The organism is Aeromonas veronii (assembly GCA_041319085.1).
Taxonomy (GTDB): Bacteria; Pseudomonadota; Gammaproteobacteria; order Enterobacterales; family Aeromonadaceae; genus Aeromonas; species Aeromonas veronii_F.
The window spans coordinates 1,745,416-1,765,421 of sequence record CP101033.1 but is presented as its reverse complement, the minus strand read 5'-3'; the positions used below and the strand labels follow the sequence as shown (position 1 = coordinate 1,765,421).

At 60.5% G+C, this 20,006-nt stretch carries 18 protein-coding genes; 9 read left to right on the top strand and 9 right to left on the bottom strand.

Annotation, left to right across the window (positions count from 1 at the left end; translation table 11 throughout):
• Positions 1–11: 11 nt before the first annotated feature.
• The 9 genes from nuoG (at position 12) to NMD14_08450 (ending at position 10,513) form a co-directional block, all read left to right on the top strand.
• Positions 12–2,750, top strand: a complete 2,739-nt coding sequence (gene nuoG / locus NMD14_08490) for an NADH-quinone oxidoreductase subunit NuoG (protein ID XEI34403.1) — start codon at positions 12–14, stop codon at positions 2,748–2,750.
• Complete coding sequence (gene nuoH / locus NMD14_08485; GenBank protein ID XEI34402.1) at positions 2,747–3,715, top strand: NADH-quinone oxidoreductase subunit NuoH; 969 nt, start codon at positions 2,747–2,749, stop codon at positions 3,713–3,715. The genes nuoG and nuoH overlap by 4 nt, the downstream gene beginning before the upstream one ends.
• 10 nt (positions 3,716–3,725) lie before the next feature.
• Positions 3,726–4,268: an NADH-quinone oxidoreductase subunit NuoI gene (gene nuoI / locus NMD14_08480; GenBank protein XEI34401.1), complete on the top strand. Its 543-nt coding sequence runs from the start codon at positions 3,726–3,728 to the stop codon at positions 4,266–4,268.
• A 10-nt stretch (positions 4,269–4,278) separates the two neighbouring features.
• The gene (nuoJ, locus tag NMD14_08475; GenBank protein XEI34400.1) at positions 4,279–4,830 is read left to right on the top strand and encodes an NADH-quinone oxidoreductase subunit J; all 552 of its coding nucleotides are present in this window, start codon (positions 4,279–4,281) and stop codon (positions 4,828–4,830) included.
• The gene (nuoK, locus tag NMD14_08470) at positions 4,827–5,135 is read left to right on the top strand and encodes an NADH-quinone oxidoreductase subunit NuoK (GenBank protein XEI34399.1); all 309 of its coding nucleotides are present in this window, start codon (positions 4,827–4,829) and stop codon (positions 5,133–5,135) included. The genes nuoJ and nuoK overlap by 4 nt, the downstream gene beginning before the upstream one ends.
• A complete protein-coding gene (nuoL, locus tag NMD14_08465) occupies positions 5,132–6,979 on the top strand; it encodes an NADH-quinone oxidoreductase subunit L (GenBank protein XEI34398.1) in 1,848 nt (615 codons plus the stop codon). The genes nuoK and nuoL overlap by 4 nt, the downstream gene beginning before the upstream one ends.
• 98 nt (positions 6,980–7,077) lie before the next feature.
• Positions 7,078–8,637 (top strand): NADH-quinone oxidoreductase subunit M, encoded by a 1,560-nt coding sequence (gene nuoM, locus NMD14_08460; protein ID XEI34397.1) that lies wholly within the window; start codon positions 7,078–7,080, stop codon positions 8,635–8,637.
• Positions 8,634–10,097 (top strand): NADH-quinone oxidoreductase subunit NuoN, encoded by a 1,464-nt coding sequence (nuoN, locus tag NMD14_08455; GenBank protein ID XEI34396.1) that lies wholly within the window; start codon positions 8,634–8,636, stop codon positions 10,095–10,097. The genes nuoM and nuoN overlap by 4 nt, the downstream gene beginning before the upstream one ends.
• Positions 10,098–10,330: 233 nt before the next feature.
• Positions 10,331–10,513, top strand: a complete 183-nt coding sequence (locus tag NMD14_08450) for a hypothetical protein (GenBank protein XEI34395.1) — start codon at positions 10,331–10,333, stop codon at positions 10,511–10,513.
• 95 nt (positions 10,514–10,608) lie between these two features.
• On the opposite strand, the gene NMD14_08445 is transcribed toward NMD14_08450, so the two are convergent.
• The 9 genes from NMD14_08445 to lolA all read right to left on the bottom strand — a co-directional run bounded on the left by NMD14_08445 (position 10,609) and on the right by lolA (position 19,956).
• Entirely contained in the window at positions 10,609–11,001 is a 393-nt protein-coding gene (locus NMD14_08445; protein ID XEI34394.1) for an MAPEG family protein, read from the bottom strand.
• A 37-nt stretch (positions 11,002–11,038) separates the two neighbouring features.
• Positions 11,039–12,013 carry a ferrochelatase gene (gene hemH, locus NMD14_08440; protein XEI34393.1) on the bottom strand — a complete coding sequence of 325 codons (975 nt, stop codon included), beginning with the start codon at positions 12,011–12,013 and terminating at the stop codon, positions 11,039–11,041.
• A 98-nt stretch (positions 12,014–12,111) separates the two neighbouring features.
• Positions 12,112–12,756 (bottom strand): adenylate kinase, encoded by a 645-nt coding sequence (gene adk, locus NMD14_08435; protein XEI34392.1) that lies wholly within the window; start codon positions 12,754–12,756, stop codon positions 12,112–12,114.
• Between the two features lie 303 nt (positions 12,757–13,059).
• On the bottom strand, positions 13,060–13,818 hold the full coding sequence (locus NMD14_08430; GenBank protein ID XEI34391.1) for a tRNA isopentenyl-2-thiomethyl-A-37 hydroxylase MiaE: 759 nt from the start codon (positions 13,816–13,818) through the stop codon (positions 13,060–13,062).
• A 218-nt stretch (positions 13,819–14,036) separates the two neighbouring features.
• Positions 14,037–15,557, bottom strand: coding sequence for an amidophosphoribosyltransferase (purF, locus tag NMD14_08425; GenBank protein XEI34390.1), 1,521 nt, complete (start codon positions 15,555–15,557; stop codon positions 14,037–14,039).
• Between the two features lie 21 nt (positions 15,558–15,578).
• A complete protein-coding gene (locus tag NMD14_08420) occupies positions 15,579–16,067 on the bottom strand; it encodes a CvpA family protein (protein XEI34389.1) in 489 nt (162 codons plus the stop codon).
• Positions 16,068–16,254: 187 nt separating this feature from the next.
• The gene (gene serS / locus NMD14_08415; GenBank protein ID XEI34388.1) at positions 16,255–17,550 is read right to left on the bottom strand and encodes a serine--tRNA ligase; all 1,296 of its coding nucleotides are present in this window, start codon (positions 17,548–17,550) and stop codon (positions 16,255–16,257) included.
• A gap of 306 nt (positions 17,551–17,856) precedes the next feature.
• Positions 17,857–19,194, bottom strand: coding sequence for a replication-associated recombination protein A (locus tag NMD14_08410; GenBank protein ID XEI34387.1), 1,338 nt, complete (start codon positions 19,192–19,194; stop codon positions 17,857–17,859).
• 153 nt (positions 19,195–19,347) lie between these two features.
• Positions 19,348–19,956 carry an outer membrane lipoprotein chaperone LolA gene (gene lolA, locus NMD14_08405; GenBank protein ID XEI34386.1) on the bottom strand — a complete coding sequence of 203 codons (609 nt, stop codon included), beginning with the start codon at positions 19,954–19,956 and terminating at the stop codon, positions 19,348–19,350.
• Positions 19,957–20,006 lie beyond the last annotated feature (50 nt).

The following is a 20,006-nucleotide window of genomic DNA, read 5'->3' as shown; positions in this document are numbered from 1 at the left end:
AGGGAAGTTGTATGGCAACCATTTATGTAGACGGCAAAGAGTACGAGGTAGACGGAGCAGATAACCTGCTGCAAGCCTGTCTGTCGCTGGGTCTGGACGTCCCCTATTTCTGCTGGCATCCGGCGCTGGGTAGCGTTGGCGCCTGCCGCCAGTGTGCGGTCAAACAGTATCAGAATGCCGATGACAAGCGCGGCCGTCTGGTCATGTCCTGCATGACCCCGGCCACCGATGGCAGCTACATCGCCATCGAGGATGAAGAGGCTAAAGAATTTCGCAAGAGCGTGGTGGAGTGGCTGATGACCAACCACCCCCACGACTGCCCGGTGTGCGAAGAGGGCGGCGCCTGCCACCTGCAGGACATGACGGTGATGACCGGCCACAACAGCCGTCGCTACCGTTTCACCAAACGCACCCACCAGAATCAGGAGCTGGGCCCCTTCATCAGTCACGAGATGAACCGCTGCATCGCCTGCTACCGCTGCGTCCGTTACTACAAGGATTATGCCGGTGGCGAGGATCTCGGGGTCTATGGTGCCCACGACAACGTGTATTTCGGGCGGGTCGAGGATGGCACCCTGGAGAGTGAATTTTCCGGCAACCTGGTGGAGGTCTGCCCCACCGGCGTCTTCACCGACAAGACCCACTCCGAACGTTACAACCGCAAGTGGGACATGCAGTTTGCCCCCAGCATCTGCCAGCAATGCTCCGTGGGCTGCAACATCAGTCCGGGCGAGCGTTATGGCGAGCTGCGCCGCATCGAAAACCGCTTCCACGGCAGCCTCAACCACTACTTCCTCTGTGACCGTGGCCGCTTTGGCTATGGCTACGTCAATCTGGCCGACCGTCCGCGCCAACCGCTGCTCAAAGATGGCAACGACCAGCTGACCATCACGGTCGATGGCGCCCTCAACCGAGCCGCCGATGCCCTGCGCACCGCCAGCGACCTCATCGGCATCGGATCGCCCCGCGCCTCGCTGGAGAGCAACTTTGCCCTGCGCGAGCTGGTGGGTGAAGCCAACTTCTACGCAGGCGTCGAGCAGGCCGAGTGGGCCTGTCAGCTGAAGATGCTGCAGATCCTGCAACAGGGCGGCGTGCCAACCCCGAGCCTGCGGGACATGGAGGAGGCCGACGCCATTCTGCTGCTCGGCGAGGATGTCACCATGAGCGCAGCCCGTATCGCGTTGGCGCTGCGCCAAGCCGTTAAGGGCAAGGCCCGCGAGCTGGCCCGCAAGATGAAGGTGGATCTGTGGCAAGTCGCCGCCGTTCAGACTCTGGGTCAGAACGAGCGCTACCCGCTGCTCATCACCAGCCTCGACACCACCCGTCTGGACGATGTGGCGGCCGACAAGCTGCACGCCCCCTATGCCGATCAGGCGCGCATTGGCTTTGCCATCGCCAACCTGCTCGACCCGAGTGCACCAGCCGTGACCGACCTCTGCCCCGAGCAGCAGGCACAAGCGACTCGCTGGGCCGAGCTGCTCGGCAACGCCAAGAAGCCGCTCATCATTGCAGGCTCCAGTGCCCGCGATGTGGCGCTGCTTGAGGCGGCCAGCAACATTGCCCGCGCCCTGAAAGGCCGAGGACTGGAAGCCAGCATCGCGCTGGTTGGCCAGGAGGCCAACTCGCTCGGCCTGGCCATGCTGGGCGCTCAAACCTTGTCAGACAAGCCGCTTGAAGCCGCCCTTGCGCGTATCGAGGCCGAAGAGGGGTTGGCGCTGGTCACCCTGGAGAACGATCTCTACCGCCGCGCGCCGCGCAACCGGGTGGATGCTGCGCTGGCACGGCTGCAGCACCTGCTGGTCATCGACCATCAGGCGACCCCGACCGCCAACAGGGCTGACTTGGTGCTGCCAGCGGCCAGTTTTGCCGAGGCCGATGGCACGCTGGTGAACATGGAAGGGCGCGCCCAGCGCTTCTTCCAGGTCTATGCGCCCGCCTTCTACAACGCCGATATTCAGGTGCGTGAAGGGTGGCGCTGGCTGGCAGCGCTGCAAGGGGCGCTCGAACGCAAGCCGCTGCGCTGGCAGAACTTCGATCAGATCAGCCACGCTTGCGCCAGCAGCCAGCCGCTGCTGGCCACCATGCTGGAAGCAGCGCCCAACGCAGGCTTGCGGATCCGTGGCATGCGGCTGGCCCGTGAGCCGCACCGCTACAGCGGCCGCACCTCCATGCTGGCGGATCAGAACGTCAGCGAGCCACGGGTGGCGCAGGATCCCGACTCCCCCTTCAACTTCTCCATGGAAGGGTATGCCGGTGCCCGCCAGAACATGCCGCAAGTACCGTTCGCCTGGGCGCCGGGCTGGAACTCTCCCTCCGCCTGGAACAAGTTCCAGGATGAAGTCGGTGGTCATCTGCGTGCAGGCGAGCCGGGTCGCCGTCTGCTGGAAGTTGCAGAGGATACCCTTGGCTGGTTCGCCACCATCCCCGCCCCCTTCAAGGCAGAGGATGCGCTGCAAGTGGTCAATTATGCCCAGCTGTTTGGCGGCGAGGAGCTGTCTGCTCGTAGCCCGGTCATTCAGGCCCGAATGAACGAACCCGAGCTGGTGCTCAATCCCCTTGATGCGCAGCGTCTGGCCCTGCATGCCGGTAATCAGGTCTCCTTCTCCTGGGGCGGTAGCCACTGGCAGTTGCGTCTGCGTCTTAGTGCACAGCTGAGCGCCGGTCTGGTGGGGCTCCCCCTTGGGGTGAACGGCCTGCCGACTGCGCTGCAACAAGCCTCAATCACTAACCTGCAGGAGGTGATCGCATGAGCGAGTCGCTGATCGATCTGTTGCTGGAGGTGGGCAAGGCACTGATCGTGCTGGTGGGGATCGTGGGGGCTGGTGCCTTCATGAGCTTCATCGAGCGCCGCCTGCTGGCCCTGTGGCAGGATCGCTATGGCCCCAACCGGGTGGGGCCGTTTGGTCTGCTCCAGCTGGCCGCCGACATGATCAAGATGTTCTTCAAGGAGGACTGGATCCCGCCGTTCGCCGATCGCCGGATCTTTATCCTGGCCCCCATCATCGCCTTCACCGCCTTTATTCTGGCCTTTGCGGTGGTGCCCATCACCCCCACCTGGGGCGTGGCGGATCTCAACGTGGGGCTGCTCTACATCCTGGCCATCGCGGGGCTGGCGGTCTATGCGGTGCTGTTCGCCGGCTGGTCGAGCAACAACAAATACTCATTGCTCGGCAGCTTGCGCGCTTCGGCCCAGACCCTCTCCTACGAGGTATTCCTGGGCTTGTCGCTGATGGGCATCGTCATCCAGACCGGCAGCTTCAACCTGCGGGATATCGTCGAGGCACAGGCAGATTTATGGAACGTGGTGCCCCAGATCCTGGGCTTTGTCACCTTCCTGTTTGCCGGTGTCGCCGTCACTCACCGTCACCCGTTCGATCAGCCAGAAGCCGAGCAGGAGCTCGCCGACGGCTATCACATCGAGTATGCGGGGATGAAGTGGGGTCTCTTCTTCGTGGGCGAATATATCGGCATCGTGCTGATCTCCTCGCTCATCGTGACCCTCTTCTTCGGTGGCTGGCACGGCCCCTGGCTGCCCCCCTTCATCTGGTTTGCCCTGAAGACCGCCTGTTTCATGGTGTTCTTCATCCTGCTGCGGGCCTCCCTGCCTCGCCCGCGCTTTGACCAGGTGATGTCGTTTGGCTGGAAAGTCTGCTTGCCGCTGACCCTGATCAATATGCTGGTCACCGCGGCAGTTGTACTGATAAGTACGCAGTGAGGCACTCAATATGAAAATTGTTAGCATCATTCAGGGTGTCGGCACCCAGTTACGCAGTCTGGCCATGGTCTTCTCCCATGCCTGGCGGCCCCGTGAAACCCTCAACTATCCGGAGCAGGCAGTCTACGCGGCCCCCCGCTACCGCGGTCGCATCGTGCTGACCCGCGACCCCGACGGGGACGAGCGCTGCGTGGCCTGCAACCTCTGCGCGGTCGCCTGCCCGGTCGGCTGCATCTCGCTGCAAAAATCCGAGCGGGAAGATGGCCGCTGGTATCCGGAGTTCTTTCGCATCAACTTCTCTCGCTGCATCTTCTGCGGCCTGTGTGAAGAGGCTTGCCCCACTACCGCCATCCAGCTGACACCGGATTTCGAGATGGGTGAGTATCGCCGCCAGGATCTGGTGTACGAGAAGGAGGATCTGCTGATCAGCGGGCCCGGCAAATACCCGGACTACAACTTCTATCGCATGAGCGGGATGGCCATCGACGGCAAGCCGAAAGGGGACGCCGAAAACGAAGCCAAACCCATCGATGTCAAGAGCCTGCTGCCCTGAGGAGTCAATCATGGAACTGGCATTTTATGCCTCGGCCCTGGTGGCCATTTACAGCACGCTGCGGGTGATCAGCACCAGCAATCCCATGCATGCGCTGCTCAATCTCATCATCTCCCTCATCGCCGTGGCCATGATCTTCTTCTGCCTGGGTGCCGCCTTTGCGGGCGCCCTGCAGGTGATCGTCTACGCCGGCGCCATCATGGTGCTGTTCGTGTTCGTGGTGATGATGCTGAACCTGGGGAGTGCCCAGGCGCAAGAGAAAAAGTGGCTCACCCCCATGACCTGGGGGGGGCCTGCCCTGCTCTCGCTGATCCTGCTGGGCTTTTTGGCCCACGGCATTCTCGGGGTGACCGGGGGCCTGATCGGAGTGACCGAGGTGACCGCCAAGCAGGTGGGTGTCGAGCTCTTTGGCCCCTATGTGCTGGCGGTAGAGCTCGCCTCCATCCTGCTGCTGGCGGGTCTGGTGACCGCCTATCACCTGGGTCGGGAAGAGAAGAGCGGTGAAGTGCTCTCGGTACCCCGCACCGCATCCCACTCTGCACAAGAAGGAGGTCAGCAATGAATGGAATCCCCATGGAGCACGGCCTCCTGCTGGCCGCAGTGCTCTTCTGTATCGGCTTGTGCGGTCTGCTGATCCGCCGCAACCTGCTCTACATCCTGATGAGTATCGAGATCATGATGAATGCCTCGGCATTGGCGTTTGTGGTGGCGGGTAGCCGCTGGGCCCAGGCCGATGGCCAGATCATGTATATCCTGGTGATTTCTCTGGCGGCAGCAGAGGCCAGTATCGGCCTCGCCCTGTTACTGCTGCTCTATCGTCGTTACCACACCCTGAACGTGGACACTTTGAGCGAGATGCGCGGATGAGCCTCTTATATCTGACTTTTCTATTTCCGCTGCTGGGATGGCTGGTGCTGGCCTTCTCCCTCGGCCGGTTTGGCGAGCGTACCTCGGCGCTGATCGGGGTAGGCTCCATTGGCCTGTCGGCCCTCACCACCCTGTGGGTCGGCATCGACTTTCTGGGCAACCCGCCCGAGGGGGGCGTCTATATCCAGCGCCTGTGGCAATGGATCGCGGTGGGCAACTTTACCCCGAGCTTCTCGCTGGCACTGGATGGCCTGTCGCTGACCATGCTGGGGGTGGTGACCGGGGTGGGTTTCTTTATCCACCTGTTCGCCTCCTGGTATATGCGTGGGGAAGAGGGCTACTCCCGCTTCTTTACCTACACCAACCTCTTTATCGCCAGCATGCTGTTTCTGGTGCTGGCCGATGACCTGCTGTTTGTCTACCTCGGCTGGGAAGGGGTAGGACTGTGCAGCTATCTGCTGATCGGCTTCTACTACAAGGATCGCAACAACGGAGCGGCGGCCCTCAAGGCATTTGTCGTGACCCGGGTGGGTGATGTCTTCCTCGCCATCGGCCTGTTTATCCTCTATCGGGAACTGGGCACCCTCAATATTCACGAGCTGCTGGTGCGTGCCCCGACCCTGTTTGCCGAGGGCTCCCCTGCCCTGTCGCTGGCCTGCCTGATGCTCTTGGGCGGCGCGGTCGGCAAATCGGCACAGCTGCCGCTGCAAACCTGGCTGGCGGATGCGATGGCAGGCCCGACCCCGGTCTCAGCGCTGATCCACGCCGCCACCATGGTGACCGCCGGTGTCTACCTGATTGCCCGTACCCACGGCCTGTTCCTGCTCGCGCCAGAGATCCTCCATCTGGTCGGGCTGGTTGGCGCCATCACCCTGGTGCTGGCAGGTTTTGCCGCGCTGGTTCAGACCGATATCAAGCGGATCCTCGCCTACTCCACCATGAGCCAGATTGGCTACATGTTCCTGGCTCTCGGTGTCGGCGCATGGGAAGGGGCCATCTTCCACCTGATGACCCACGCCTTCTTCAAGGCGCTGCTGTTCCTCTCCGCCGGTGCCGTTATCGTCGCGACCCACCACGAGCAGAACATCTTCAAAATGGGGGGCCTGCGCAAGAGCCTGCCGCTGGTCTATGCCTGCTTCCTGGTGGGGGGCTCGGCCCTGGCCGCACTGCCGCTGGTGACCGCCGGTTTCTACAGTAAAGACGCCATCCTGTGGCAAGTAGCAGCCTCGGGCCAAAGCGCCCTGCTGTGGGCCGGTCTGGTAGGGGCATTCCTCACCTCGCTCTATACCTTCCGGCTGATCTTTATCGCCTTCCATGGCAAAGAGCAGACCAAAGCCCATGCGGGCCACGGTCTGGCTCACCACCTGCCGCTGCTGGTGCTGCTGGTGCTTTCTACCGGCATCGGCGCGCTGATCACCCCGCCACTGGCTGGGGTACTGCCCGCAGGCCCGGGTGATCATGTCGAAGAGGGTCGTCATGCGCTGGAAATCACCTCCGGCCTCATCGCCATTGCTGGCATCGCGCTGGCCGCATTTCTGTTCCTTGGTGAGCGCCGTCTGGCCACCTCCATTGCCAACAGCGCGCCGGGCCGTCTGCTCAGCACCCTCTGGTTCAACGCCTGGGGCTTTGACTGGCTGTATGACCAGCTGTGGGTCAAACCCTATCTGCTGGCCACCCGGCTGCTGGCCCGCGACCCGCTGGACTGGATGATGGGCCTGCCCGCCTGGCTTGCCCTGCGTGGCAACCAGCTGCTGGCCTGGACCGTGACCGGCAAGTTGCGCTGGTATGCCGCCTCCATGGGGATCGGCGCCGTGCTGGTGCTGGCGCTGTTGCTGCTGGGGTAACGCGATGAACAACCGGACAATCATACAGCCAGGCTGTTTGTTCTCCCTGATGGAACAGGGAGCGCAATCTCATATGAACTTGAACGAGAGCTGATACCGTGACCTTACTCTGGATCTTGCTAATTCCTTTTATCGGCGGCTTGCTCTGCTGGCAGATGGAGCGTCTAGGCGGGCAGTTTGTCCGCTGGGTTGCCCTGCTCTCCATGAGCGCCAGCCTGCTGCTCTCCTGTGCCATCTGGCTAAGTGGTGATTTCTCGCTTGCCACTATGGGTCTCGACAATACGGGCCTCGACAGCGCGGGCGTCTCTGGTGCTGCCTCCGCCTGGGCCGCCGAGTGGCGCCTGCCGTGGATCCCCCGCTTCGGCATCTCTTTGCATCTGGCGGTGGATGGCCTGTCGCTCTTGATGGTGATCCTCACCTGCTTTATCGGGGTGCTGGCCATCCTCTGTTCGTGGAAAGAGATCGTGCAACGCATCGGCTTCTTCCACCTCAACCTGCTCTGGATCCTGGGCGGCGTGCTCGGTGTCTTCATGGCGCTGGACCTGTTCCTCTTCTTCTTCTTCTGGGAGATGATGCTGGTTCCCATGTACTTCCTGATTGCGCTCTGGGGCCACTCGGTCACTGACGGCAAATCACGGATCAACGCCGCAACCAAGTTCTTCATCTACACCCAGGTGAGTGGCCTTATCATGCTGGTGGCCATCATCGGGCTGGTACTGACCCACCAGCATGCTACCGGAGTCTTCACCTTCAACTATCTGGAGCTGCTCAATACCCCGATGAGCAAGGGCGTTCAGTGGCTGCTGATGCTGGGCTTCTTTATCGCCTTTGCGGTCAAGATGCCGCTGGTGCCGCTGCACGGCTGGCTGCCGGATGCCCACAGTCAGGCGCCGACCGCAGGCTCGGTGGATTTGGCAGGTATTTTGCTCAAAACCGCCGCCTACGGTCTGCTGCGCTTCGCCCTGCCGCTCTTCCCCGAAGCGTCCGCCGAGTTTGCCCCCTACGCCATGGTGCTGGGTCTCATCGGCATCGTCTATGGCGCCATCGTGGCCTTTGCTCAGACCGACATCAAGCGGCTGGTGGCCTACACCAGCATCTCCCACATGGGCTTTGTGATGATCGCCATCTACTCCGGCAGCGAGCTGGCGCTGCAGGGCGCCGTGGTGCAAATGATCGCCCACGGCCTCTCCGCCGCCGGCCTCTTCATCCTCTGCGGTCAGCTCTACGAGCGTCTGCACACCCGGGACCTGCGCCTGATGGGCGGGCTGTGGGGTCGTCTGCGCTACCTGCCCGGTGTGATGCTGTTCTTCTCGGTGGCGTCACTCGGCATGCCGGGCACCGGCAACTTCGTCGGCGAGTTCCTGATCCTCATCGGCAGCTTCCAGGTTGCCCCTGTCATCACGGTAGTCGCCACCTTCGGTCTGGTGCTGGCCTCGGTCTACTCCCTCATCATGTTGCAGCGCGCCTGCTTTGGCCCCGCCAAGGATGAGAGCGTGCTCAAGGGGCTGGATCGCCGCGAGCTGACCATGATGATGGTGATCGCGGGCCTGCTGGTTCTGCTTGGCCTCTATCCCCAACCCGTGATTGATACCGCCAGCAGCAGCCTCATCAACGTGCTGCACTGGTATCTGCTGCCGACTGCTGGAGCCCTGCAATGACTTTCTCCGCTTCCCAACTGCTGGCACTGCTTCCCCTGCTGTTGACCACCGGGGCCATGGCGGCCCTGATGCTGGCCATCGCCTGGCGCCGCTGTGTCACCACCGCCTTTACCGTGACCATTGTTGGCCTCAACCTGGCGCTGTTCTCGCTGCCCATCGTGATGGCGCAGGGGGATCAGGGGGTCACCCCGCTGCTGCAAGTCGACAGTTACGCCGTCTTCTATATGGGACTGGTACTGATCGGCGCGCTGGCCACCTGCACCTTTGGCCAGTCGTGGCTGAAAGCCTATCCGGATAACCGGGAGGAGTTCTTCCTGCTGCTGCTGATCGCCACTGCCGGTGGTCTGGTGCTGGCCTGCTCCCGTCACCTCGCCTCTCTCTTTATCGGGATCGAGATGCTGACCCTGCCGATGTTTGGTCTGGTGGGTTACGCCTACCGCGAGCGCCACTCGCTGGAAGCAGCGGTGAAATACATGGTGCTCTCTGCCGCCGCCACCGCCTTCCTGCTGTTTGGCATGGCGCTGCTCTATGCGCAGGCAGGCAGCCTGAGCTTTGCCGCCCTGGGGCAGACCCTGGCCCAGAGCCCGGCTCACCATCCGCTGCTGATGGGCGGTTTGGGACTAATGCTGGTCGGCTTTGCCTTTAAATTGTCGCTCGCCCCCTTCCACCTCTGGACCCCGGATGTCTACGAAGGAGCCCCGGCCCCGGTCGCCACCTTCCTCGCCACCGTGAGCAAGGTGGCGGTCTTTGCCGTGCTGCTGCGCTTCTATCTGGCGGTACCGGCGGCGAGCGATCCCATGATCCACTGGCTGCTGGCCGCCATGGCGGTCATCTCCATCCTGGTCGGCAACCTGCTGGCGCTGGTGCAGACCAACGTCAAACGGATGCTGGGTTACTCCTCCATCTCCCACTTCGGTTACCTGCTGGCGGTGATCGTGGCGAGCCGATTCGGCCAGATGCCGGTGGAAGCAGCCGGGGTCTACCTGCTGATGTATCTCTTCACCAGCCTGGGTGCCTTTGGGGTGGTGAGCATGATGTCGAGCCCCTATCGCGGCAAGGATGCAGACTCCCTGCACAGCTATCGCGGCCTGTTCTGGAAGCGCCCCTATCTGACTGCCGTACTGACGGTGATGATGTTGTCTCTCGCGGGCATCCCGATGACCCTCGGCTTTATCGGCAAGTTCTACCTCATCGGCGTCACTGTCGAGGCCCAGCTCTGGTGGCTCTCCGGCGCCATCGTGCTCGGCAGCGCACTGGGTCTCTACTACTACCTCAAGGTGATGGTGACCCTCTATCTGCGCGAACCGGGTATGCAGCAGCGGGATGCCAGCGCCGACTGGGCGCTCTCCTCCGGTGGTGTGGTGGTACTGCTCTCTGCAGCGCTGGTGGTGTTGCTGGGGCTCTATCCCCAGCCGGTCATCAGCCTGGTACAAGGATTCCAGCACGTGGTATTGCAGTAACTTTTACCGTCGTTACCCATCATTACCCACAAAACCGGCAGCCTTGGCTGCCGGTTTTCCATTTACTTCACCATGGCTCCACCACACCGCCTCAATTTTAGCGGCGGGACACGCCGTTTTAGTCTGTGGAGGAGCGGTGCAATCAGGCCGCCCGATGAAGCAGGAATCCGGTACTGCGCGAGCAGTCACCACCCAGTAATGGGAATCCCCCTCCTGAAACGCGAAGCGCGAAGGTGGGGGAGGATGTCAAGTCCTCGGATCGCCCCTATCGCGCCGCCCTCGGCATTGCGCAGGCCCGGGAGCAGATAATCCAAATGCGGGGCTCCAAGCTGGATGAAGCAGTGGTGGACGCCTGGCTGCACATTCTCGATCGCGGTGACTTCCCCCCCCATGAGCTGGGCCACGACCAAACCTGAGCTCGTACCTTGTATTGAGTAAGAGGCGGGATCACTCCCGCCATCCTCTCACACCACCGCTGGTGAGGTTCTTAAACACAAAAATACGCCGGTTTTCAGACTGCCGCTACGCCCTGCAACAGGGCCAGCACCGAGAAAAGTCCGAGGGCGAGCCAGAACATCAAGGTTCCCAGAAAACGGGGCACATTGGGGGCTTTCGGGATCTGGATGCCGATGGCATGGAGGATACGGCCGACCAGCAGCATGGCACCACCGGCATGCAGCCAGAGCGCACCGACACCGGATAGCTCGCACAGCGCCATCAGCAACAGGGTCAGCGGCACATACTCGGCGAAGTTGCCGTGAGCCCGAATGGCCGCCAACATCTGCGGTGCTTCTCCCTGCCCTATCATCACCTTGAACTGGATCCGATGCCTCACCACCCAGTAAGAGAGCCCAAGAAACAGCAGTCCCAGCAGGCCTGCGTAAATCAACGTGATATGTACCATGACACAACTCCTTGTTGTCTGAAAACCTGCGGCCCGCTCACGCCAGTTCGCGGCAAATGAGCGAGACCATCATCCTGATGTGGGCCTGATCGCTGTTGAGGGCCGGAATATATTCAAAGCGCTCACCACCGGCCTCCATGAAGATCTCCCGGTTCTGCACCTGGATCTCCTCGAGGGTTTCGAGGCAGTCGGCGGCAAAGGCGGGGCAAATCACATCGAGCCGCTTGATGCCCGCTGCCGGCAGTCCAGCAATGGTCACGTCGGTGTAGGGCTTGAGCCACTCCTCCTTGCCAAAGCGGGACTGGAAGCTGGCCGTCCACTGCCCGGCCTCCAGCCCGAGCGCTTCGACCAGCAAGCTGGCGGTATGGCGACACTGGTGACCATAGGGATCCCCTTCATTCTCATAGCGCTCGGGAATACCGTGAAACGACATCAGCAGGTGATCACCCTGGCCGTGCTGCTCCCAGTGACGGCGCACGCTCATGGCCAGCGCCTGAATGTATTCGGGATGGGCGTGATAGTCACGAATGAGCCTTACCACCGGCAGATTGCGTTCTCTCTTCATCGCCTTGCCCCAGGCATCGAAGACCGAGGCGGTGGTACTGACCGAATATTGCGGATAGAGCGGCAACAGGATCACCCGGTTGACCCCTTTGGCCTTGAGCGCCTGCCAGCCATCATTCACTGACGGGGAACCATAGGTCATCGCCAGCTCCACCGGCACCTCGACCCCCTCCCGCTTGAGCTCCTGCTCCAGCGCGGCGCGCTGCTGTTGGCTTATCACCATCAGCGGCGAGCCCTGCTCGGTCCACACCTGCTGATAGAGCTTGGCCACTTTGGGCGAGCGCGTCGGCAAGATGATGAAGTGGAGCAGCGGGCACCAGAGGTAACGGGGCAGGTCCACCACACGGGGATCGTGCAGGAACTGGCTGAGGAACGCTTTGACGGCAGCGGTGGTCGGTGCGGCTGGGGTACCCAGATTGACCAGCAATATTCCGGTTTTCGTGGTCACGTTGGCTTCCTGTCTCTCTGTCATTATGCAAAAAGGGCCCCGCAGGGCCCTTCTCTTTATTTATCTGATGGCACGGGAAACTGTGCCGGCAGCAAAGATCAGCCCAGAATGGTGGCAAGCTGCTTGCTAACCTGATCAACCGGCTGGGTGCCGTCGATCTTGACGTAACGGGTGTGGCCCGCTTCCGCCTCTTTGCCGTAGAAACCGATCAGCGGCGCGGTCTGCTGATGATATACATCCAGACGCTTGCGTACTGTGGTCTCTTCGTCGTCGGCGCGGATCACCAGATCTTCACCGGTCACGTCATCCTTGCCTTCCACTTTCGGCGGGTTGAACACCACGTGGTAGGTACGACCGGAGCCGGAGTGAACGCGACGGCCGCTCATGCGCTTGACGATCTCTTCGTCCGGCACAGCAAACTCCAGCACGAAATCAACCACAACACCGGCGTCCTTCATGGCTTGCGCCTGGGGAATGGTGCGCGGGAAACCGTCCAACAGGAAGCCTTTGGCGCAATCCGGCTGAGCGATGCGCTCTTTCACCAGACCGATGATGATGTCGTCAGAGACCAGCTGACCTGCGTCCATCACAGCTTTGGCTTTCAGACCGAGCTCGGTGCCCGCTTTGATCGCCGCACGCAGCATGTCGCCGGTGGAGATCTGGGGAATACCGTGTTTTTCCATGATGAACTGAGCCTGGGTACCCTTGCCGGCGCCCGGAGCCCCCAACAGAACAATGCGCATACACGCTCCTATTGATTGGTTATTCAAATCTTGCGAAGGCAAAAAAGTACACGGTTTCGCCCGTTTCTACAAGGGTGGGCCAGCTGAATGAGCACTTTATCGCCACAATAACCGGCTGATCGAACAGGATTTCATCGCAAGGGACAGACGCAAAAATAGCCAGGGATTCAGCATAGAGCGCCAAATACAGGAAGGACGTAGGGCAGAAAAAAAGATCCCGGCTCGGGGCCGGGAATTGCGCTCAAAAGTAACTACTTGTCGCTCGTAGTAGGAACAGGGCAATAGTAGTTTGCCCCCCGTGCGTCAACAACTGTCAGATGTGACAGGCAGGCCGCTATGGAACCGGAACTGCGGATCAGACGAGCAGATTAGCTCGGCTTCCAGCTTGCCAAAGAAGGCCACCCGCTCGCTGATATCCTCCCCTGCGTACTGCTCGGCCAGGCTCAGGTAATCCTGATAGTGGCGCGCCTCGGAGCGCAGCAAAGAGACATAGAAGCGGCTCAGCTCTTCATCCAGATGGGGCGCCAGCTTGGCAAAGCGCTCGCAAGAGCGGGCCTCGATGTAGGCGCCGATGATCATCTTGTCGACTATGGTGGCCGGTTCATGGGTGCGCACATGCTGCATCAATTGCCGGGCATAGCGGGAGGCCGTCACCGGCCCGTACTCGATGCCGCGGGCCTGCATGATCTCCAGCACCTGCTCGAAGTGATGCAGCTCCTCCTGAATGAGTCGCACCATGGGAAACAGCAGCGGATTGCGCTCCAGCTCGGCAAAGACAGTGCGATCAGACTCCCCCATGCTGCGTTTGCCCAGGATCTCGGCCTTCTCCGGAATGGCATCCAGCTCGCGATAGAACTCCAGCTTGGGCAGCAGATGGCGCTTGCCCTTGGGCAGGCAGTAGCGGCGCACCAGGCTGTGGGCGGTGAGTGCGGCCTTGGTCTCACAGTTGGCATGATCGATGAGCAGGGTCGGTAAACGGGCCGGATCCCGCGCCATCTCTACCCACTCATCCGGGGTCTCGCACTGCAAAAACTGGCGCACTGGGGCTAGCAGATCATCCATCTAAACTCTCGTTTGTTAAACACGCCGATTAAAAGCGTATCGGTCATATATGTTGCCGCCTATGCTAGCGGATCCCGCTGGCCATGCCCATATCCGGCAAGATAAACGGATGTTTTTCAAACAGATATCCCCTCCCCCTTCTACCCGTACGGGGTAGAAACGACAATGGGGGCCACTGGCCCCCATCTCGCTATCCCATCCAGCAAAACCGCAAACGTTTAACTGCCTTCGTTAAAAATTTCCAGATTGCTGGTGCCTTCCTGCCATTCACGCACCGCTTTGGTGTCATCGTTGCGCAGGGCGTTGAGGTGATCCAGATAGGACTGGTCCACATCGGAGGTGACGTAGTGGCCATTGAAGACCGAGGTCTCGAAGTGACGCAGATCCGGGTTGATCTCCCGCACTGCCGCTTCCAGATCTTCCAGATCCTGGAAAATCAGGCCATCAGCACCAATCAGCTTGCACACCTCTTCCACTTCGCGACCGTGGGCAATCAGCTCGTTGGCGGTGGGCATGTCGATGCCATAGACGTTGGGGAAGCGAATTTCTGGCGCTGCCGAAGCGAAGTAGACCTTGGCTGCCCCCGCTTCACGGGCCATCTGGATGATCTGCTCGGACGTGGTACCGCGCACTATGCTGTCATCCACCAGCAACACCTTCTTGCCCTTGAACTCGGAGCCGATGGCGTTGAGCTTGCGGCGCACCGACTTCTTGCGCTGGGTCTGGCCCGGCATGATGAAGGTACGACCGATGTAGCGGTTCTTCACGAAACCCTGACGGTATGGCAGGTCGAGGGTGTGAGCGATCTCCAGCGCCACGTCACAGGAGGTCTCGGGGATGGGGATAACCACATCGACGTCGAGATCTTCCCACTCGCGAGCAATCTTCTGACCCAGCTTGCGACCCATGTTGAGACGGGCAGCGTAGACCGAGACCTTGTCGATGCACGAATCGGGACGGGCGAAGTAGACATATTCGAAGATACAGGAGCTCATCTGCGGGTTCTGTGCACACTGCTCGGAGAAGAGCTGGCCCTGCTCGGTGATGTAGATGGCTTCACCCGGCGCAATATCCCGCACCGTCTCGAACCCGATGGCGTCGAGCGCCACGCTCTCGGAGGCGAGCATGTACTCCACCTGGCCCTGCTCGTCCTGACGACGACCGAGGATCAGCGGGCGAATGCCGTTGGGATCACGAAAGCCGATGAGGCCATGACCAATCACCAGCGAGACCACCGCATAAGCGCCGCGGATCTGCTGATGGGTTCTGCGCACCGCGGCGAAGATATCTTCGGGGCGCAGGGCCATCTTGTCACAGCGGTCCAGCTCATGGGCCAGCACGTTCAGCAACACTTCCGAGTCGGAGGTGGTGTTGATGTGGCGGCGGGCGACCTTGAACTGCTGCTCCTTGAGCTCCTTGGCGTTGGTGAGGTTGCCGTTATGGGCCAACACCATGCCGTAGGGAGAGTTCACATAAAAAGGTTGGGCTTCAGCGGCACTTGAGCTGCCTGCGGTGGGATATCTGACATGACCTATGCCGATGTTCCCTTGCAGACGCTGCATGTGGCGCACTTCAAACACGTCCTTCACCAGGCCATTGGCCTTGCGTTGCCGGAAGTTTCCACTATCAATGGTCACGATCCCGGCGGCATCCTGTCCCCTGTGCTGCAACACCGTCAAGGCGTCGTAGAGGGCCTGATTGACGGGGGTGGTGCCAACTATACCGACAATACCACACATGTCTTTGCTACCTCGAAGTCACTATACCTGTTTAAGAAAACTGGATGAGTTCAACATGAACCCGAAAAACCACTGGATCACCGGCTTGAACTCCGGCACCAGCTTGGACGCCACCCACCAGTCGCTCTGGGAGAGGCTGGTGAAGGTATCCATGAAAAAAAGCAGGGCACTGACGATCAGCACCCCGCGAATTGCACCGAAGCAGACCCCCAGCACCCGATCGGTACCGGAGAGACCCGTCTTGTCCACCAACAGGCCCACTACATAGTTGACCACGCTGCCGAGGATCAGGGTCGCCACAAACAGCGCGGCGATGGCCAGACCGTTGCGCACCAGCGCATCGGAGAACGAGGTGAAATAGACGGCGAGATCGGGATAAAAATGGCTGGCAATAAAGAAGGCGATAAACCAGGTGACAAGAGACATGGCCTCCTTGACGAAGCCGCGCACCAGGCTGATGAGAGCAGAAAAACCGACGATGCCAATGATGGCGTAATCAATCCAGACCATAGAAAAAGATGTCCTGCGAAATTGCGGCGCAGTCTAACAAAAACGATTGCGCATTGCTTGATAAAAATGTGTTAACTGTTCAACGCGGCGCCGAAAAGCCGAATTTTTTCAGTACTAACACGGTTGACCGGCGCCAGAATGCACAACGCCATGGCAATGCCATGGCGTTGTCGTCTGCAACGACCGCTTACCCTATGTGGGTCAGGCCACCCATGTAGGATTGCAGCGCAGCCGGGATGGCGATGCGGCCATCTTCCTGCTGGTAGTTCTCAATCACGGCAACCAGGGTACGACCCACCGCCAGACCTGAACCGTTCAGGGTGTGCAGTAGCTGCGGCTTGCCGTCGATGCGCACGCGAGCCTGCATGCGGCGCGCCTGGAAGTCGGTACAGTTGGAGACAGAGGAGATCTCGCGGTAGGTGTTCTGGGCCGGCAGCCACACTTCCAGATCGTAGGTCTTGGCGGCGCAGAAGCCCATATCACCGGTAGAGAGCGCCATCACGCGATACGGCAGCTCCAGCAGTTGCAGCACCTTCTCGGCGTGACCCACCATCTCTTCCAGCGCTTCCCAGGATTGCTCCGGGTGAACCAGCTGAACCATTTCAACCTTGTCGAACTGGTGCATACGGATGAGACCACGGGTATCACGACCGTAGGAACCGGCTTCAGAGCGGAAGCAGGGGCTGTGAGCGGTCATCTTGATCGGCAGCTCTTGCGCGTCAAAGATCTCGTCACGGGCCATGTTGGTGAGCGGCACTTCAGAGGTCGGGATCAGGGAGAACTTGCGCATCTTGCCTTCATCTTCCCCTTCGCCCTCAATCCCGGTATTAAACAGATCCTGAGAGAACTTGGGCAACTGGCCGGTGCCGTAGAGGCTATCCGGGTTGACGAGATAGGGCACGTAGCACTCGGTGTAACCGTGCTGCAGGGTGTGCAGATCCAGCATGAACTGGGCCAGCGCGCGGTGCAGGCGGGCAATCTGCCCCTTCATCACCACGAAACGGGCACCGGAAAGCTTGACGCCATTCTTGAAGTCAACGCCCTTGGCCGCTTCACCCAGATCGATGTGATCACGCACAGGGAAGCTGAACTGACGCGGGGTACCCCAGCGGCGCACTTCCACGTTGTCGTTCTCGTCACGACCCACCGGAGTAGTCTCGCTCGGCAGGTTGGGGATGGCGTCGGCAATGGCTTTCAGCTGGGCCAGCAGGGCATCCAGCTCGACCTTGCTGGTTTCCAGCTCGTCGTTGATCTTGGAAACGATGGCCTTGAGCGGGGCAACATCTTCACCACGACGGGCAGCTTCACCGATGGATTTGGAGCGGGCGTTGCGCTCGGCCTGCAGCTCCTGGGTACGGGACTGCAGATCCTTGCGTTTCTCTTCCAGAGCGTTGACAGCCGCTACGTCCAGAACGTAGCCACGTGTCGCCAGACGAGCGGCAGCATCGATGATATCGCTGCGCAGATATTTGGGATCCAGCATGGTTTACCTACTATTTTAAAATGGGATCTGGGCCTGAGTCATCATGACGGGCTGGAAAACAGATCCGGAAGTTAACATCGGTTGGCGCACCCCAATCGTCTTCAGAATCGGGCCTTAACAATCAGGCCTTCGAGATCAAGAAGATGGCGCAAGGCCAAGACAAGCGGGGTCAGACGGGCAGTGTAGCAGACCGCCCCCCCGCCCGAACAGGGACTATTTGTGTCGTTTTGACCGACTTTGGCACGCAAACCGTCCTGCATATTCAAACGCCTGACCAATTTTCAGCCATGCGGGGTAACCAAGGATCTATTTACCCCGTTGCTGCGGACTCTGCCGGTCCAGCTCATGGAGATAATCGAGCTTCTGGCCGATCTGCTTTTCAAGGCCGCGATCGGTGGGTTGGTAGTACTGCTTGCCGGCAAGCTCGGGCGGGAAATACTGCTCGCCTGCGGCATAGGCGCCCGGCTCGTCATGGGCATAGCGATACTCTGCGCCATAGCCCAGATCGCTCATCAGTTTGGTCGGTGCATTGCGCAGGTGCACCGGCACCTCGAAGTCAGGGAGGTGTTTGGCATCATGGAGCGCTGCCTTCCAGGCGGTATAGACTGCATTGCTTTTCGGGGCGCAGGCGAGATAGACGATCGCCTGCGCGATGGCCCGCTCCCCTTCCGCCGGGCCGATCCGATGGAAGCAATCCCAGGCCGACAGGGCGACCTGCATGGCGCGAGGATCGGCATTGCCCACATCTTCCGAGGCAATCGCCAACAGGCGACGGGCAATATAGAGCGGATCGCAACCGGCGCTCACCATGCGGGCATACCAGTAGAGCGCTGCATCCGGCGCCGAACCGCGAATGGATTTGTGCACCGCCGAGATGAGGTCATAGAAGTGATCGCCCCCCTTGTCGAAGCGGGCCACATGCTCTCCCACCACGGCGGCGAGCAGGGCACTGTCGATCACCCGCGCCCCTGCACTGTCGGTTTCGGCCATGTCGGCCAACAGCTCCAGATAGTTGAGGGATTTGCGCCCGTCCCCATCCACCGCCTTGGCCAGCGCCTCTTTGATGCCGGGGGCGAAGGTGAGCGCCGGATCATTGAGACCACGGGGATCGGTCATCGCCTGATCGATCATGGCGAGGATGTCGCTCTCTTCCAGCCGCTTGAGCAGATAGACCCTGGCTCGGGAGAGCAGTGCGTTGTTGAGTTCGAACGAGGGGTTTTCAGTGGTGGCACCGATAAAGGTGATGGTGCCATCTTCGATGTGAGGGAGGAACACATCCTGCTGGCTCTTGTTGAAGCGGTGCACCTCATCCACAAACAGGATGGTACGCACCCCGCGCCAGCTGTTCTCCTTCGCCTTGTCGATGGCGGCGCGGATCTCCTTGATGCCGGAGGTGACCGCAGAGAGCCGCTCCACCTCCGCCTGGCAATAATGCGCCATCAGCTCCGCCAGCGTAGTCTTGCCAGTACCGGGTGGCCCCCACAGGATCATCGAGTGACAGTGCCCCGCCAGAATGGCTTTACGCAAGGGCTTGTCAGCCGCCAGGATATGTTGCTGACCGATATACTGATCGAGGTTTTGCGGCCGCATCCGGGCCGCCAGCGGACGAAAGTCCGATGAGAAATCCAGCGACAAGTTACTCATCTGTATTGACCGTTCAGTATCACGGATACCGCCATGGAAAAACGGTCCGATGAGAAATCCAACAAGAGATTGCTCATCTGTATTGACCACCCAGCGTCACGCCACTCGCCTTTGACTGGCGCAGTGACGAGCAATCCAACGACAGCCAGCTCATTAGCGCTGGTCGTCCAGCTCAACCCCCTTGGGGATCTTGAAAACAAATTCGTTGCCCTCGAGCACCGGCTTGCGGTTAAAGCTGCTCAGGGTGAATTCACTCCACTGCCCTTGTGTCTCTTTCACATCGAAGCGGCTGATGTTGTTCTGCCTGTCGAAGGTGATGCGGAAGGAGGCGATCAACTCATCCTGATTACGGCTGGTCACGGTGTAAACATCTCCCTGCTGGGTCACGTCATAGTTCTTCCAGAGGCTGTTGTCGTTGCCGGCGATCAGCACGAAGGGGGTGTTGAGCACCGCATCCTTCATCTTGAGGGCGGTCACCTGCTCGACGAAGGGATCATAGACCCAGACATCCTTGCCATCGGCCACGATCAGGCTCTCGTCCGGCGAGGTGGTGTGCCAGTTGAAACGGTTTGGCCGCTGCACCAGCAGGGAGCCGCTGGCCTTTTGCAGCTCCTTGCCCTTGCTGTCATAGACGGTCTGGGCAAACTTGGCGGAGAAGAGGCTCACCCCCGCCAGCTTCTGTTTGAGATCGTTGGCCGCATCAGCCCACACCTGGCTGCTGGCCATCAGCAGCACGGTACCCATCAACAGTTGTTTTTTCATCACGCTTTTCATAAAGACGCTCTCGATAAAAGGCCATGCCCGCAAAGGGC

Coding starts and splice junctions, on each gene's coding strand:
- nuoG (XEI34403.1), top strand. CDS start 12: ATGGCAACCATTTATGTAGACGGCAAAGAGTACGAGGTAGACGGAGCA.
- nuoH (XEI34402.1), top strand. CDS start 2,747: ATGAGCGAGTCGCTGATCGATCTGTTGCTGGAGGTGGGCAAGGCACTG.
- nuoI (XEI34401.1), top strand. CDS start 3,726: ATGAAAATTGTTAGCATCATTCAGGGTGTCGGCACCCAGTTACGCAGT.
- nuoJ (XEI34400.1), top strand. CDS start 4,279: ATGGAACTGGCATTTTATGCCTCGGCCCTGGTGGCCATTTACAGCACG.
- nuoK (XEI34399.1), top strand. CDS start 4,827: ATGAATGGAATCCCCATGGAGCACGGCCTCCTGCTGGCCGCAGTGCTC.
- nuoL (XEI34398.1), top strand. CDS start 5,132: ATGAGCCTCTTATATCTGACTTTTCTATTTCCGCTGCTGGGATGGCTG.
- nuoN (XEI34396.1), top strand. CDS start 8,634: ATGACTTTCTCCGCTTCCCAACTGCTGGCACTGCTTCCCCTGCTGTTG.
- NMD14_08445 (XEI34394.1), bottom strand. CDS start 11,001: ATGGTACATATCACGTTGATTTACGCAGGCCTGCTGGGACTGCTGTTT.
- adk (XEI34392.1), bottom strand. CDS start 12,756: ATGCGCATTGTTCTGTTGGGGGCTCCGGGCGCCGGCAAGGGTACCCAG.
- NMD14_08430 (XEI34391.1), bottom strand. CDS start 13,818: ATGGATGATCTGCTAGCCCCAGTGCGCCAGTTTTTGCAGTGCGAGACC.
- purF (XEI34390.1), bottom strand. CDS start 15,557: ATGTGTGGTATTGTCGGTATAGTTGGCACCACCCCCGTCAATCAGGCC.
- NMD14_08420 (XEI34389.1), bottom strand. CDS start 16,067: ATGGTCTGGATTGATTACGCCATCATTGGCATCGTCGGTTTTTCTGCT.
- serS (XEI34388.1), bottom strand. CDS start 17,550: ATGCTGGATCCCAAATATCTGCGCAGCGATATCATCGATGCTGCCGCT.
- NMD14_08410 (XEI34387.1), bottom strand. CDS start 19,194: ATGAGTAACTTGTCGCTGGATTTCTCATCGGACTTTCGTCCGCTGGCG.
- lolA (XEI34386.1), bottom strand. CDS start 19,956: ATGAAAAAACAACTGTTGATGGGTACCGTGCTGCTGATGGCCAGCAGC.